The following is a 15,761-nucleotide window of genomic DNA, read 5'->3' as shown; positions in this document are numbered from 1 at the left end:
GCTCCTACAATAGGAGCTTTTAAAATTTATATTTAGAGTATTTCTTAATTCAAAATACTATTAAATGTTTTACTTGGTCTCATAGCCTGATTAATTAAATCTTCGTTTGGCTCATAATAACCTCCCAAATCTACAGGTGAACCTTGAATATCTATCAACTCTTTTAAAATAACGCTTTCGTTATCTGATAATTGTTTTGCGATTGGTGCAAATTCAGCTTTTAAAGCTTCATCTTCATTTTGGTTTGCTAATTCTTGTGCCCAATACATGGCTAAATAAAAGTGGCTTCCTCTATTATCTAATTCTCCAGATTTTCTAGAAGGCCCTTTTCTGTTTTCTAATAATTTATCAGTAGCATCATCTAACGTTTTACCTAAAATACTCGCTTTCGGGTTGCTATTTGCTAAACTAAAATGTTCTAAAGAAACGGCAAGTGCTAAAAATTCACCTAAAGAATCCCAACGTAAGTGGTTTTCTTCTAGTAATTGTTGCACGTGTTTTGGTGCAGAGCCACCTGCTCCAGTTTCAAATAAACCTCCACCATTCATTAACGGAACAATAGAAAGCATTTTTGCACTAGTTCCTACTTCTAAAATAGGAAACAAATCGGTTAAATAATCACGTAATACATTTCCAGAAACTGAAATCGTGTCTTTACCATCTTTTAAACGTTCGCAAGTAAAAAGCGTCGCATCAATAGGTGACAAAATTCTTAAATCTAAACCTGTTGTATCGTGATCTTTTAAGTATGTATTTACTTTTTTAATAAGTTCAGCATCATGAGCTCTGTTTTCGTCTAACCAAAATACAGCAGGTGTTTCCGAAGCTCTAGCACGAGTTACAGCTAATTTTACCCAGTCTTGAATAGGTGCATCTTTTGCTTGACACATTCTCCAGATATCTCCGGCTTCTACATTATGCTCTAAAAGCGTTGCTCCAGAAGCATCAATAACTTTTACTACACCGTTTGAAGCTATTTCGAATGTTTTATCATGCGAACCATATTCTTCAGCTTTTTGAGCCATTAAACCAACATTTGGCACAGTACCCATTGTTGTAGGATCAAAAGCACCGTGTTTTTTACAAAAATCGATAGTCGCTGTATAAATTCCAGCATAACTACTATCTGGAATTACCGCTTTAGTGTCTTGTAATTTTCCTTCGGCATTCCACATTTGTCCCGAAGTACGAATCATCGCTGGCATAGATGCATCGATAATAACATCACTTGGTACGTGTAGATTAGTAATTCCTTTATCACTATTTACCATGGCTAAATCGGCTCCATTTTCAAAAGCCGCATCGATAGCAGCTTTAATTTCGATTTGTTTAGCTTCTGGTAATTCTTTTAAATTTTCAACTAAGTTGCCGTAACCATTATTAACGTCAACTCCTATTTCTTCAAAAGTTTTGCCATATTTAGCAAAAACATCTTTTAAATACACACGTACAGCATGACCAAAAATAATAGGATCACTTACCTTCATCATGGTTGCTTTCATATGTAACGATAATAAAACCCCATTCGCTTTAGCATCCGCAAATTCAGTTTCAAAAAACGTGATTAAAGCTTTTTTGCTTAAAACTGTAGCATCGATAATCTCACCTTTTAACAGGTTTAATTTATCTTTTAATATCGTTTTGTTTCCATTAGCATCGGTGTGCTCAATAGTTACGCTTGTTGCTTCTGGAAGGGTTACCGATTTTTCGTTATGTGCAAAATCGCCAGCTTCCATAGTCGCTACATGTGTTTTAGAATCGCTACTCCACGCTCCCATTGAATGTGGATTGTTTTTAGCATAATTCTTAACAGCTTTTGGTGCACGACGGTCACTATTACCTTCACGTAAAACAGGGTTTACAGCACTACCTTTAATTTTATCGTAACGTGCATTTATTTCTTTTTCAGCATCTGTTTTAGGCTCATCTACATAACTTGGAATAGCAAAACCTTTACTTTGCAATTCTGCAATAGCAGCTTTTAACTGGGTTAAAGATGCACTAACATTTGGTAATTTAATAATATTGGCTTCAGGCTTTTTTGCTAATTCACCTAGAAAAGCTAAATCGTCTGAAACTTTTTGGTCTTCATTTAAAAAATCAGGAAAAACGGCTAAAATTCTTGCTGCTAATGAGATATCTTTTGTTTCGATATTTATTCCCGCAGATTTCACAAAATTTTGAACAATAGGTAAAAAAGAGCGTGTTGCTAAAGCCGGAGCTTCGTCCGTTTTTGTATAAATAATTTTAGACATTCGTTTGATTTTTTTATTTAGTTATTTAAGTCGTAAAAAGAGCAAAAAATATAACCTGACATTTTTTGCGTTGCGAATATACGAAAATTGACTTTTAAAACAGCGGAATTTCCATGTGAAATACATATAATTGACACTAATTTTATAAGTTTTTCCACAAAATCATAAATTATTCAGAAAACAAAAAAAAAGGTTTTATTAATTATGAATATGATAATACAGCGCTTGTTTTATTATCAATATTCAATAAAAACTAAGTTTCTAAAATTCCGCGTATTTCTTATTACATCATGTATTTGTCTGATTTTCAAATAACGCGATATTGGGCTCACAGAAAAAAACATTTCTATTAATTCCGTTTTCATATGAAAAAATAATACGATGAATTGCCCTCAATGTATGCCTTATTTTTCCGAATAAAGGCTTCAAAAAGACATAAAAAAAGAAGGTTATTATATTTTGAAAAAATTCACATACAGACTTCAAAATGAATTTTGCTAAATCCTTAATATATTGACATGAATTATAGGTAAATAATAAAACATACACTCTAAGCCTTTATAACTATTGATATGTTACATATTTTATATAGAATGTTACATATTTTATATTAAACGAAGTACACAAGATATACCTTGTGTGAAGCTATTAATAAACTCTATAAAAATGAAAACAAAAACTACCCTTTTAATTCTGATGTTGTTTTGCTTAAATCTATCGGCAAACAATATTAACGTAAGTAATATTTCTTTAGAAAATCAAAACGCTGCCCAATGGGTACAAGTAGAATTCGATTTAAGTTGGGAAAATTCTTGGCGCATAAGTGCTGGCCCATCTAACTGGGATGCTGCTTGGGTGTTTATTAAATATAGAATAAATAGTGGCGATTGGCAACACGCTCAACTATCGCAGTCCGATTTTGTAGCCGCCTCTGGAAGCACTATAGATGTATCTAAGGATGGTGTTGGAGCCTTTATTTATCGTGATAGCGACGGCAGTGGCGATTTAATCTTACAAGATTTACGATTGCGTTGGGATTATGACTCTATAGATTCTAATGATATTATCGACATTAAAGTCTTTGCTATTGAAATGGTATATGTACCAGAAGGACCGTTTTTTCTTGGTGGTGGCACTGGCGATGAAAGAGCTAAATTCTATTCAGGAAATTTAAACACCTCATATAATGTAACTTCAGAGAATGCCATTTCGATATCTAATGGAAATGGAAATTTATATTACGATGCAGGATCTATTCTCTCAGGAGGCGACCAATTAGGCCCTATTCCAGCCTCATATCCTAAGGGTTATAATGCTTTTTATTGTATGAAATACGAAGCTACTCAAGGCCAAGTTGTTGCTTACTTCAATACTTTAACAGAGGTACAAAAAGCAGAAAAAGACCCTACGGGCCCCCATGGCACAAACCGACAATCCACAGTATACAGAAACAATATAACATGGACTCCGGGTAGCGCTAATGCAACCACAACAACCCCAGATATAGCTATTAATTATATTGATTATGTTATTTTAGTATCGTATTTAGATTGGGCTGGATTAAGACCTATGAGCGAATTTGAATACGAAAAAGCTTGCCGTGGCCCAATTCTTCCTAAAGCCAATGAATATGCTTGGGGCAATACTAATATCGCAACGGAAGAGTACACTTTTTCGAACATCGACACCCCAAGCGAACTTATAACTAACATAGCTCAAAATACAGGTAATATAATTTATAATTCAACTGATGGATTACCATCGGGTCCCAAACGTGTTGGTATACTCGCTGCAAGTTCCATAAACCATACTAGAGAAGAAACCGGTGGTAGCTATTATGGTATCATGGAATTATCTGGAAATTTATACGAGCGTGTTATTTATGCAGGAAATCCAAATGGTCGCGCCTTTGTTCCAAACCATGGCGATGGTAACTTAACCAATTTAGGAGATGCCGATGTGGATACATGGCCAATTATAAATCCCTTTGGTTGGGCATATCGAGGTGGAGCATTTGCCAACACATCAACTTTTATGCGAGTTTCAGACCGATATGAATCTGCCGCAGCATATAGTACAACAAATAGCAGTAGAATTGGTTTTAGAGCCGTACGTTCCGCAAACTAAACCCAGAAGCCATGACAAATAAATTATATTTTATAGGTGTATTTCTATCAAGCCTTATGGCGAGCGCACAGTTTGGCGGCGGACAACACGACGGTAGCGATTCATCTACACGTATTGGAAGTCGCTTATCGGGAGAAGTTGCTTCGGTGTCGGTACTTTACCAAGGTAATATGGGCGATGGGTTTGATGTGGCACAAAACCAAGTTTTACTTACCAACTCCAATTTTAATATATATCGTGGTAGTTCGGGGGATGGGTTTTCGAAAAACAATGCTTCGGTAACCCTGTCTGGAAGCAACATAAAAAGTTTGTATTTTGGAAGTATTGGAGACGGTCACGCCGAAAACCATGCACAATCTTTAATTAGGGGTGAGTTGTTAAGCATGCTATACCAAGGCAACATAGGCGATGGTGCAACAGAAAACGGGTTAAACAACGTTTTTGTAACAGGGTTTATACTCGATATTTTTAAAGGAGGAAGTGGCGATGGAGCAACCAGTAAATTAAGCGCCAACAGTTTATTATCAGGATTACTAACAGCACTTTATAATGGTGGCCATGGCGATGGTTTTTCAGTTGAAGACATAACAACTACCTTTATTTCTTTAGGTTTGGTGGAAGAATTAGTAAAACTGGAAGTGCTACTCTACCCTAACCCAGCTAGCGATTTGGTGCATTTAAAAGCAGAAAATAATACTGAAATTTCAAACATTCAGCTATATGATGTTACCGGAAAAAACATAAATATCAAGCTATCAAAAAATAATACATTGAATGTGAGTTCCCTTTCCGAAGGTGTTTATTTATTAAATATAATTTCGGTTAACAATAAGATAACCAAGAAATTAATCATAAAAAGATGAAAAATTCATAACTTAGTCATAGTTTCAAATAAAACATTAGTTAATCCGAAATTATGACCATTTGTTCCCCTCAAAACAAGTCGATATATTTAATATCTATAGTCTTTTTTTGCGTAATTTTAACTCATGCTCAACAGGTTTTTAATGTTGAAAAAGATTCTATTTCCGAAACCAAACAATTTGCATTTAAAACATTAACTATTCATGATGGTCTGTCCCAAAACAGCGTTATTAGTATTGCACAAGATAGTATTGGCTATTTATGGTTAGCCACGCAAGATGGTCTAAATAAATACGATGGAAGAAACTTTACCCATTACAACAAGCAATTTGAAGATATTACGAGAGCTACTTTTAGTAAACTTGGTAAAATTTACATCGATAAACAAAACCGCCTTTGGATCATTTCGCACTCTGGAAAATTAGAGCGTTATCATCCAGAAACCGATGATTTTAGCAGCATCAACATGCCTTCCCATGTAAATTCCATTTTTCAAGATAACGCTCTAAACTTTTATATAGGACGTTATAATAATGGACTTTTAAAAATAAATGCCGAAACAAAAGATACCATCTCTATTTTTAAAAATAAACATAAATTTAAAACCGTTTACGATTATTTAGAAGTAGACAACACCCTACTTGTTGCCACTTCGGGAGCTGTTTTTCAAATTTCAGAAGATAACAGTTTCAAAATAATTAAAAACGATAGTTTAATAAATTTCAGCACCTTAGACCAGGATAAAAATGGAATTATCTGGCTAGGTTCTTATGGTGATGGATTATATTTTAAGAAGAAAAATGACAACAATTTTAGTCGATATAACCATCCGAACCTCCCAAAAAACATCAACATTGAAGATATACTGGTAGATTCTAAAAACAGACTTTGGTTGGCAACCTACGGCCATGGCGTATTTTTAATAGAAGATACTCTGAAAAACGTTACCAATTTTATGGCAAATAAAAACAACCCTTTTGCCATTCATTATAATGACATACTCTCTATTTACGAAGATGCGTCAGGTATTATTTGGTTTGGATCCGATGGCACAGGTGTTAGTTATTATGACGAACATCTAATTAAATTCAATATACTAACCAATAACCAAGTACCCAAATCCATAAATGTTGATATGGTGCGCAGTATCACTACTGATACAAAAAATAATATCTGGATTGGCACTTCCGGTAAAGGACTAACCCGCTATAATGTAATTTCAAAAAAATATAAAAGTTATACCGTAAAAAATGCCGCTTTAGCCAGTGATCGCGTTATAAGCTTAAATTTTAACGCTGATGATTTATGGATTGGTCATCAAGGTTACGGTCTTAATATTTTAGAATCTTCTGGCGACATTCAATTTTATCCAGAATTGGCAACCTACACCATTTGGCATATCGCAAATGCAGGAATCAACCAAATGTGGCTTTGCACTGAAGCTCATGGCTTATTACTTTTTGATAAAACCATCGGTATTTTAAAGATATTTAACACAGAAAACTCGAACCTAAAAACAAATAACATTAGAACTCTAGCCGAAGACCAAAATCACCTTTGGATAGGAACCGGAGATGATGGCGTTTTTAAATTGAATAAAAACACAGATAAAATTACTAAAGTAAAAAAACTAAATTCCAAAATAAAGAGCCTCTACGTCTCAAAAAACACGCTATGGATTGGCACCAACGGCGATGGATTAAAAAAATATAACATTACCCAAAACACCGTAAAAACTTTTACTATTAAAAACGGACTTCCAAATGATGTGGTTTACAGCATTTTACCACACCTGCAAGAACAACTTTGGTTAAGTACAAACAACGGCTTAAGCAAATTAAGTTTGAATACCCAAGAGGAGCATTTTGAAAACTTTAGTATTTACGATGGCTTACAAGGAAAAGAATTTAACACTGGTGCGGCTTTTAAAGATACCAAAGGCTTTTTATATTTTGGCGGTCTGGAAGGTATAAATTGGTTTCACCCCAGTAAATTAACCTACAATACCACCAAACCAAAAACAATAATTACCAATTTTGATGTCTTTTTAAAAGCACAACCATTAAAACAGAATACCACCTTAAAACACGACCAAAACACGGTAACGTTCACTTTTTCGAGTCTTCATTTTTCACAGCCCGAACGTAATTTATACGAATACCAACTCGTAAACCATGATGCCGATTGGATTTCCTCTGGCAACAACAATATGGCGCATTACACCAATTTACCGCCAAACACCTACACTTTTAAAGTAATATCTTGTAGTTACGATGGCATTTGGAATAAAACGCCTGCAACCTTTACCTTCACAATAAATCAACCTTGGTATTTTAGCACAGTTGCAAAACTCTGTTATGTGTTGTTATTTTTATTAATCAGCTATGGTATTTATGCTTATTTAAAATGGCGTTGGCACTTGAAAATGCAGCTTCAATTTGAACATCAAGAAACCAACCGCTTAAAAAAATTAAACCATTTTAAAACCAAATTATACACCAATTTATCGCACGAATTCCGAACACCGTTAACCTTAATTACAGGGCCTATTGAAAACCAACTAAATAATCCCGACTTGCCGGAACAAGCCAAAAAGGAACTTAAAATGGTACAGAGAAATTCTGATAGGCTATTAAACTTAGTAAATCAACTTCTCGATTTATCAAAATTAGAATCGGGAAACTTAAACCTTTCAGTAACCAACGGAAATTTAAACCTCTTATTAAAACAGTTGGTTTATGCTTTTAAATTTAAAGCTAAAGAGAAAAACATTAATTATTCATATCAACTTCAACCTATAGAGGATGCTTGGTTTGATGCCGATGTGATTGAAAAAATAGTAACAAACCTGCTCGCTAATGCCATAAAATACACACCAGAACAAGGAGAAATTCATTTTGAAACCAACCTTCAAAGTGGGCAATTAATTCTGACGGTTATCAATAATGGCAATACCCTAACCGACTATAAAATTAGAAAACTGTTCGAACGATATTATCAAGACAATAAAACATCCGACGGTGTGGGTATTGGACTGTCATTAGTTAAAGAATTGTGTATTCTGTCGCACGGGAACATTGTGGCGCACACCATGAATACAGACGATATTCAGTTTACCGTAACCCTACCTATCGAGCGTTCCTTCTTCAATACTTCGGAAATAAAAGACACTAAACCCTTAACAAAACCGATAATAAAACCTGCGGAAATTATACTTCCTGAAAAAAAACAAACGACAACAAAGCCCATTCTTCTTATTATTGAAGATGAAGATGACATACGACAATACATCAAATCGATTTTCGAAAAAGATTATATTATCAAAGAAGCCATTAACGGAGAAATAGGGATTAAAAAAGCCATTAAACTCATTCCCGATATTATTATAAGTGATGTTATGATGCCTGTACTCGATGGCATTCAACTTTGTAACACCTTAAAAACAGATGCACGCACCAATCATATTCCTTTAATATTACTTACTGCAAAAGGTGGCAATAAGAATGAAATAGAAGGTTTAGAAATGGGGGCAGATGATTATATTCTAAAACCTTTCAATAGTGAAAAACTAAAAATAAGAGTCCGAAAATTAATAGAACTGAGGCTTCAACTACAAAAAAAATACACCGAATCTCTAGAAATAAAACACCTTATTACCACCTCTACTGATGAACATTTTTTCAATTCGTTAAAAGAAACATTAGATAAACATTTAACCAAACCAGATTTTAACGCCCATCTTTTAAGCGAAAAAATGTTAATGAGTAGAATGCAATTGCATCGAAAAATGAAGGCATTAACCAATTTATCCACAACAGAATTTATTAGAATAGAACGCTTAAAACTATCAAAAGCCATTTTAGACAAGCATCCAAACGCTTATACCGTTGCAGAAATTGCCTATAATGTGGGATTCAATTCGCCGTCGTATTTTTCGAAATGTTTTAAAGACATGTACCATTGCACACCACTAGATTACACTAAAAAGTTAAATATACTGTAAACAAATCTATTTCAGAATAAACTTTTTAAACCGTCACAAACTCAATTAAACACTACACTTGCCCCTTATTTTTCATTATAAAAATAATTTATGAAACATAATAAACTGTTAAATATTTTTTTATTACTAACCAATCGGTTAGTTTTGCAGAGTAATTAGAAACAATGGCCAGAAAAAAACAATATATAGAATCGGAAGTCGTAGAGAAAGCGATGCACTTGTTCTGGCGTAATGGCTACGAAACCACTTCTATGCAAATGCTAGAAAAGGAAATGGGTATTAATAAATTTTCTATTTACTCTAGTTTTGGAAGTAAACACGGCTTGTTCCTTGAAAGTTTAAAAACATATAAACAGAAACTTAATACCATTTTTGAAACTTTAAAAAACGGTACTCGAGGGGTAGACGATATTAAAGCTTTTTTCCATGATTCTGTCGCTATTGGTTATATAGATGAAAACCAAAAAGGCTGTTTGTTAACCAGTACTTATAACGAGTTTTCAGATAATAAAGATGATATTATAAATGACCAAATGGTCGAATTTATGGATAATATTAAAGCCATTTTTATCGAAAAATTAAAAATAAATAGTTTAAAAGATGATGCCACCATCCTTAAACATGCTAATTATTTATTATTAGCCAAACATGGATTGGCAGCAGCAGCACGAGTAAATACTAAATCTGAAATTGAAGATTATATAGATATGACATTTAAAAATCTATAACTCTTTTTTTACCAAATAACTAACCGATTGTTTAGTTATTTTTAATAATATTAAATATTTAAAAAATAAAATTATGACAACTTTAAAAATTCACAACACAGAAACAGCACCAGCAGAAAGTAAACCACTTTTAGAAAAATCTCAAAAGGCTTATGGTATGATTCCTGGTTTACACGGTGTATTAGCTGGAGCTCCAGGAATTCTAGATGCTTACCAAACATTACACGAATTATTTGTTAACTCTTCTTTTAATGAGAACGAATTAACTGTAGTGTGGCAAACCATAAACGTAGAGCACGCCTGTCATTACTGTGTTCCTGCGCATACAGGCATTGCAAAAATGATGAAAGTAGACGACGCTATCACAGAAGCATTACGAAACGAAACTCCGCTTGAAGATTCTAAACTAGAAGCTTTACGTACCATGACGTTAACTATTGTTCGCAACCGTGGCCATGTTACTTCAGAAGATTTAAATGCTTTTTACGCTGCTGGATATGAAGAAAGACAAGTACTAGAAATTATTTTAGGCCTATCGCAAAAAGTAATTAGTAATTACACTAACCACATTGCAAATACACCTGTAGATGAACCTTTTCAAGCTTTTGCTTGGAAGAAATAGATATATAGTTCCCTAAGACTATATTATTAGTAGCTAAAACCTTCCACCTATTTGTGGGAGGTTTTTTTAATATATTTCATTATGAATTTACATCTTGATATTCATAATTTTGAAAAGTCTAACCAAGAATACGCTTTTACAATATCAGATGATTTTAAAGTACTTTTTTGTATGATATGCTTCAATTTTCCGACTATTGTAATGTAGATGAAACGCTTTTCCTTTGAAAACTATCCATCCGCTTTAAAACATAAAAACCATAGGTAATAATAAACCTAAAACGAATAAAAAATGAAAGACAAATTAAAAATAGATATCGTTTCCGATGTTGTGTGCCCATGGTGTACCATTGGATACAAACGATTAGAAAAAGCCATTTTAGAACTTGGTGTTGAAGATCAAATTGAAATTGAATGGCAACCTTTTGAATTGAATCCGCAAATGCCAATCGAAGGACAAAACGTGCAGGAGCATATTGCTGAAAAATATGGTTCTACGTTAGAACAGCAAAAAGCATCTCAAGAAAACATGGCCGAAGCCGGTGAAGAACTTGGTTTTACCTTTGATTATTTTGACGATATGCGCATGGTAAACACGCTTGAAGCTCATGTATTATTAGAATATGCCAAGGCATTCAACAAGCAAACGGAATTAAAAATGCGCTTAACGGCAAGCTTTTTTAGTGAACGTAAAGATGTATCAGACCGTGCTGTTTTAAAACAAGCTTTATTAGATGTAGGCTTGAATGCCGACGAGGCTTTAGCTAAGTTAGATGACGATGATGCACGTTATGAAGTAAAATCTAAAGAAGCCTATTGGCAACAATTAGGTGTGAGTTCGGTACCCACTATTATTTTCAACAGAAAAGATGCCGTTACAGGCGCACAACCTGTTGATGTGTTTAAACAAGTACTTACAGAGTTGTTAGCAGCTAAATAAATTTACTTGTTGTTAAAAATTTCATTAAAATGACAGCAAAATAATACGGTCGACAACGTAACATTTTTTACTTTTGACTATTCAAAGTTTCAAATTAAAATATTCAAACAGTAACTCAAAAAATAAAATTCATGGGAAATTTAAATAATAAAAAAGCCATAATTACAGGTGGTGGACGCGGATTAGGAAAAGCCACAGCCATTGCTTTTGCGAAAGACGGTATTGATGTTGGGATAACCGGCAGAAATGAAGATGTTTTAAAAACAACCGTATCAGAATTAAAAGCATTGGGAGTTAACGCCACTTACGCTGTTTTTGATGTTGGTAATTACGAGGCCGTACAAAAAGGTATCAAAACTTTAGTTGACACCTTAGGTACTGTAGATATTTTGGTAAATAACGCTGGAATCGCTGCTTTTGGAACCCTAAACGATATGGAAGTAAACCAATGGAGCCAAATTATACAAACCAATGTTATGGGTATGTATTATGTTACCAAAGAGGTTTTACCATACTTAATCGAGAAGAATGAAGGCGATATTATCAATGTATCATCTACTGCTGGATTAAGTGGAAATGCTACAACATCGGCTTATTCTGCATCAAAATTTGCCGTTATTGGTATGTCGGAATCGTTAATGAAAGAAGTTCGTAAAAACAATATTCGAGTATGTACGCTTACGCCAAGTACTATTGCTTCAGACATGTCTATAGATTTAGGAATTGCTAATAAAGATTCTGAGGATAGTGTTTTACAACCTGAAGATTTTGCAGAATTAATTGTTGCTGGTTTAAAACTACCAAGACGTGCCATGCTTAAAGGCGCTTCGTTATGGTCTACGAACCCATAATACATGGTATTAAATTTCAATAGTATTGAAAATATAACACTAAAAAAGCCTTCTAAATTTAGAAGGCTTTTTCTTTTATAATAACGCAATAATTTCTAACTATTCTGAAAAAGCACGTTTGTTTAAATTTTTAATTATAGATTCAACTCAGGCATTTCCGCCGAAACATCACTTTGCCATTGCTTCAACTTTTGGGATAACTCTAGTCCTTTTTCAGGAAAACGTTGCATTAAATTAGTTTCTTCACCGAGGTCGTTTTCTAAGTTATATAAAAACTCTTTTTCTGACTCAAATTCGACAATATATTTCCATTTTCCATATCGGATGGCCGCGCCCATAGAAAGGCCTTCTTTACGATGATGTGGAAAATGCCAATACAATGGTCGGTCGGCAACTTCTGTTTTACCTAGTGCTAATGGCAGAAAACTCATACCTTCTAAACCTTTATAATTCTCAGGAGAAAGTTTAGCTAATTCTAACATGGTTGGAAAAAAATCGACACTCGTAACCGGTTTATTACAAGTTGATCCAGCCGGTACTTTATTAGCCCAATTCACAATTAATGGTACACGAATACCGCCTTCATTTAAAGTTCCTTTTATACCTTTTAAAGGTGCATTTCCCCATAAACCGCCATTATCAGAATAAAACATAACGATTGTGTTTTCTAATAAATTTAGGCTTTCTAATGTAGCCATTACTTTGCCTACGTTTTCGTCTAATTTTTCAATCATGGCAAAATATTTATTGCCTTCATATTTCTTTATATTTTCAGCTGGAGCTCCTAAAGGCGTGTGCACCGTATAGGTTGCCAAATTCAAAAAAAATGGTTTTTCCTTATTATTTTCAATAAAACGTACGGCTTCATCCCCTAACCTATCGGTTAAATATTCTCCTTTGGGTCCATCAGTCATGGTTCCGTTTTTATAAGGTGAAAAATAACTAGCCGGTTGCCCGTAAGCGCAACCTCCAATATTAACATCAAAACCAAAGTGATTTGGGTTGAATTTTTCGTCTACAATACCGTCTTCAGTATAAATAGAGCCATCGCCTCCTAAGTGCCATTTTCCAATATATCCGGTGCTATAACCTTGTGTTTTTAATACCTCAGCAATAGTTAATTCGTCTTCTGGCAAATGATTTAAAAAATGAGCTTCTTTTAACTTTTTCCCCTTGCTTAATTTTTTTAAATACTTCTCCATACCCATACCTGGAATATGGCACGTTAATTTTAAAGCAGCGGGAGATTTCCCTGTAACTAAACTCGCACGTGTTGGAGAACATACAGGTGACGCCGCGTAAGCATCGGTAAATATCATACCCGTTTTAGCCAATTTATCAATATTGGGTGTTTGGATCTCAGGTTTATGTTGCATGTATCCGATATCGGAATATCCTAAATCATCAACCACAATAAAAACGATGTTTGGTTTAGTACTAACCTGGTCAACGGTTTTATTCGATTTACAACCCAGTAACGTGATTAGAACCAAAAATAAAGCACTATTTTTTTTAAGATATTTCATTGATTATTGCTCTTTTTTTATTTCGAAACGGATTAAATAAGTTTCTTTTTTCTTTTGAATCATGGCAATTCCCCAAGTTGGAACATTAGCACTATCGTGATTCCCTGTCAAACTAGATCGATACAAGCCTGGTGCTTTAGGTATATTAGTTAAATCATCGTAAAGCGGATAAAAATTAACACCATCAGGTGCATAATTTACCGTTTGGTTTATAGATGCCAATGATGATACGCCTTCATTTTCATTCCAAATTAAAACTTCATGACTTTTATCTAAAATAGGTTTAATATGTTTCTCAAAAGGGCCTTCTGGTGTCTCTGAAAAAGCCACACCCATTTGTGTGTGATGTGCTCCTTTTGTGCCATGAATAAGAGATCTCCCTTTATAATACAAGGCTATTTTATTATCACGTACTAACATACTCGCATCATCGATGCGGTAACTGTCAAAATCTTTTGCAACGTTAGAAATCGTCAATACCGGATTATTCTCTACACGTTCAAAAGGGCCGTCCGGACTATCGGAAACGGCTAAACCAAGCGCAGTAATATCAGTTTTCGCATTATTTTCAAACTCGTTATTTTTGTTGTTCGGGGTTGGTTTTACACCGGTATAATACAAATAATATTGCCCATTAAATTCTAAAATATTTGGTGTAAATACCGAGTGGCTATCAAAAGTTCCTTTTTCACCAAGACCAAGTGCCAAGCCTTGCTCCTGCCATGTGTAACCTTCATCTTTTGATGTGGCATACCAAATAGTTCCCCAATACCCAGAAGTAGTTGGCTTATCCATACGCGTGTACCACATATAATACGTATCGTTCACTTTTATAATATCGCTATTATCGCGACGATTATATTTTGAACCTTTTCCAACACCAGCTATTTCAGAATATTCGAAAGTTAGCCCTTCCGTACTTGCAATGGTTGCTTTTCCGGTAAGGTATCCTAAATCTTGTAAAAAGAGATCGGTATGATACATGGTTAAATTATAATATTTATCATCGCTGCTATTTCTAAAAAAAGAACCGTTAAAAAAACCATGTCCTACGTTTTCAACCGCAATAAGTTCACTTTTATTTCCGGCTTCATGCATTAAACGATTAAAACGATCGGCATTTTCAAAAGGCACCGTTGTATCTTTTTTTCCATGGAAAAATAACATTGGTGGTAAATCACTTTTTACATTATGACAAGGTGAAATTTCTGTCTCACGCCCTTTCACTTTTTTTGCACCATACCCTTTTTCTGAGGTATCGATAACTGGGTTATAACCTATCACGGCATTAGGAACGGAACTAATCGTAAGGTTTTCCGAAGCATTTTCAAACCCATCGATTACGGCGGTACAGGTTGCTACATGTCCGCCTGCCGAACCACCACCTGCAACAATTTTATTGGGATCAATATGAAGTTCTTTTGCATGCTCGCGCACCCAACGTATGGCCGATTTACCATCTTCAACACATTCAAAAGGTGTGGTACCATAGGTGTTTTTTGTTCTATATTCTGCTGAAATAGCCAACATACCCCGAGACGCCAAATATTCACTTTGTTGATAAAATTGTTTTGGATTTCCAGAAGTCCAACCTCCTCCAAAAAAGAAAACTACAGCTGCAGTTGGTGCTGTTTCTATAGTTGTTTTTGGTTCGAAAACATGTAAATAAAGGCTATCACCATCAATCACTTTGTACAATACTTTTTTACTTGGTTCTATATTTTGAGCTCCCATTTGCAGAGCAATTAACATAAGCATCGCTAAGAATATTGTTGTTTTGTTTTTACTCATTTTCATTTATTATCGTTAAAATTTAATTTATAAAGTCATCTGTAAAGTTTATCAC

General features: G+C 34.3%; 10 protein-coding genes. 7 read left to right on the top strand and 3 right to left on the bottom strand.

Features of this window, described 5'->3' with window-relative positions; genetic code table 11:
• Positions 1 to 44 precede the first annotated feature (44 nt).
• Positions 45 to 2,255 carry an NADP-dependent isocitrate dehydrogenase gene (locus QWY92_RS15595; RefSeq protein ID WP_290272906.1) on the bottom strand — a complete coding sequence of 737 codons (2,211 nt, stop codon included), beginning with the start codon at positions 2,253 to 2,255 and terminating at the stop codon, positions 45 to 47.
• A gap of 666 nt (positions 2,256 to 2,921) precedes the next feature.
• Between QWY92_RS15595 and QWY92_RS15590 the strand changes: the two genes are divergently transcribed.
• The 7 genes from QWY92_RS15590 to QWY92_RS15560 all read left to right on the top strand — a co-directional run bounded on the left by QWY92_RS15590 (position 2,922) and on the right by QWY92_RS15560 (position 12,389).
• On the top strand, positions 2,922 to 4,382 hold the full coding sequence (locus QWY92_RS15590; RefSeq protein ID WP_290272904.1) for a formylglycine-generating enzyme family protein: 1,461 nt from the start codon (positions 2,922 to 2,924) through the stop codon (positions 4,380 to 4,382).
• An 11-nt stretch (positions 4,383 to 4,393) separates the two neighbouring features.
• Entirely contained in the window at positions 4,394 to 5,245 is an 852-nt protein-coding gene (locus tag QWY92_RS15585; protein WP_290272902.1) for a T9SS type A sorting domain-containing protein, read from the top strand.
• 53 nt (positions 5,246 to 5,298) lie between these two features.
• Entirely contained in the window at positions 5,299 to 9,249 is a 3,951-nt protein-coding gene (locus QWY92_RS15580) for a hybrid sensor histidine kinase/response regulator transcription factor (RefSeq protein ID WP_290272900.1), read from the top strand.
• Positions 9,250 to 9,413: 164 nt separating this feature from the next.
• Positions 9,414 to 9,977: a TetR/AcrR family transcriptional regulator gene (locus QWY92_RS15575; protein ID WP_290272899.1), complete on the top strand. Its 564-nt coding sequence runs from the start codon at positions 9,414 to 9,416 to the stop codon at positions 9,975 to 9,977.
• Between the two features lie 73 nt (positions 9,978 to 10,050).
• Positions 10,051 to 10,599 (top strand): carboxymuconolactone decarboxylase family protein, encoded by a 549-nt coding sequence (locus QWY92_RS15570; RefSeq protein ID WP_290272897.1) that lies wholly within the window; start codon positions 10,051 to 10,053, stop codon positions 10,597 to 10,599.
• 291 nt (positions 10,600 to 10,890) lie between these two features.
• The gene (locus QWY92_RS15565; protein WP_290272896.1) at positions 10,891 to 11,538 is read left to right on the top strand and encodes a DsbA family oxidoreductase; all 648 of its coding nucleotides are present in this window, start codon (positions 10,891 to 10,893) and stop codon (positions 11,536 to 11,538) included.
• 131 nt (positions 11,539 to 11,669) lie between these two features.
• A complete protein-coding gene (locus QWY92_RS15560; protein ID WP_290272894.1) occupies positions 11,670 to 12,389 on the top strand; it encodes a 3-ketoacyl-ACP reductase in 720 nt (239 codons plus the stop codon).
• Between the two features lie 134 nt (positions 12,390 to 12,523).
• Here QWY92_RS15560 and QWY92_RS15555 read toward each other — a convergent pair whose 3' ends face one another.
• Positions 12,524 to 13,915 (bottom strand): sulfatase, encoded by a 1,392-nt coding sequence (locus tag QWY92_RS15555; protein ID WP_290272892.1) that lies wholly within the window; start codon positions 13,913 to 13,915, stop codon positions 12,524 to 12,526.
• A 3-nt stretch (positions 13,916 to 13,918) separates the two neighbouring features.
• Positions 13,919 to 15,706 carry an alpha/beta hydrolase fold domain-containing protein gene (locus QWY92_RS15550; protein WP_290272890.1) on the bottom strand — a complete coding sequence of 596 codons (1,788 nt, stop codon included), beginning with the start codon at positions 15,704 to 15,706 and terminating at the stop codon, positions 13,919 to 13,921.
• Between the last annotated feature and the right edge of the window lie 55 nt (positions 15,707 to 15,761).

Source organism: Algibacter miyuki (genome assembly GCF_030409805.1).
Classification (GTDB): Bacteria; Bacteroidota; Bacteroidia; order Flavobacteriales; family Flavobacteriaceae; genus Algibacter; species Algibacter miyuki.
Note: the sequence above shows the minus strand (reverse complement) of the source record. Positions and strands in the feature narration are given on the sequence as shown.

What these genes read in the sequence shown, in the direction of transcription:
- QWY92_RS15565 (WP_290272896.1), top strand. Translation starts at nt 10,891, where the DNA reads ATGAAAGACAAATTAAAAATAGATATCGTTTCCGATGTTGTGTGCCCA.
- QWY92_RS15580 (WP_290272900.1), top strand. Translation starts at nt 5,299, where the DNA reads ATGACCATTTGTTCCCCTCAAAACAAGTCGATATATTTAATATCTATA.
- QWY92_RS15590 (WP_290272904.1), top strand. Translation starts at nt 2,922, where the DNA reads ATGAAAACAAAAACTACCCTTTTAATTCTGATGTTGTTTTGCTTAAAT.
- QWY92_RS15570 (WP_290272897.1), top strand. Translation starts at nt 10,051, where the DNA reads ATGACAACTTTAAAAATTCACAACACAGAAACAGCACCAGCAGAAAGT.
- QWY92_RS15560 (WP_290272894.1), top strand. Translation starts at nt 11,670, where the DNA reads ATGGGAAATTTAAATAATAAAAAAGCCATAATTACAGGTGGTGGACGC.
- QWY92_RS15555 (WP_290272892.1), bottom strand. Translation starts at nt 13,915, where the DNA reads ATGAAATATCTTAAAAAAAATAGTGCTTTATTTTTGGTTCTAATCACG.
- QWY92_RS15595 (WP_290272906.1), bottom strand. Translation starts at nt 2,255, where the DNA reads ATGTCTAAAATTATTTATACAAAAACGGACGAAGCTCCGGCTTTAGCA.
- QWY92_RS15575 (WP_290272899.1), top strand. Translation starts at nt 9,414, where the DNA reads ATGGCCAGAAAAAAACAATATATAGAATCGGAAGTCGTAGAGAAAGCG.
- QWY92_RS15550 (WP_290272890.1), bottom strand. Translation starts at nt 15,706, where the DNA reads ATGAGTAAAAACAAAACAACAATATTCTTAGCGATGCTTATGTTAATT.
- QWY92_RS15585 (WP_290272902.1), top strand. Translation starts at nt 4,394, where the DNA reads ATGACAAATAAATTATATTTTATAGGTGTATTTCTATCAAGCCTTATG.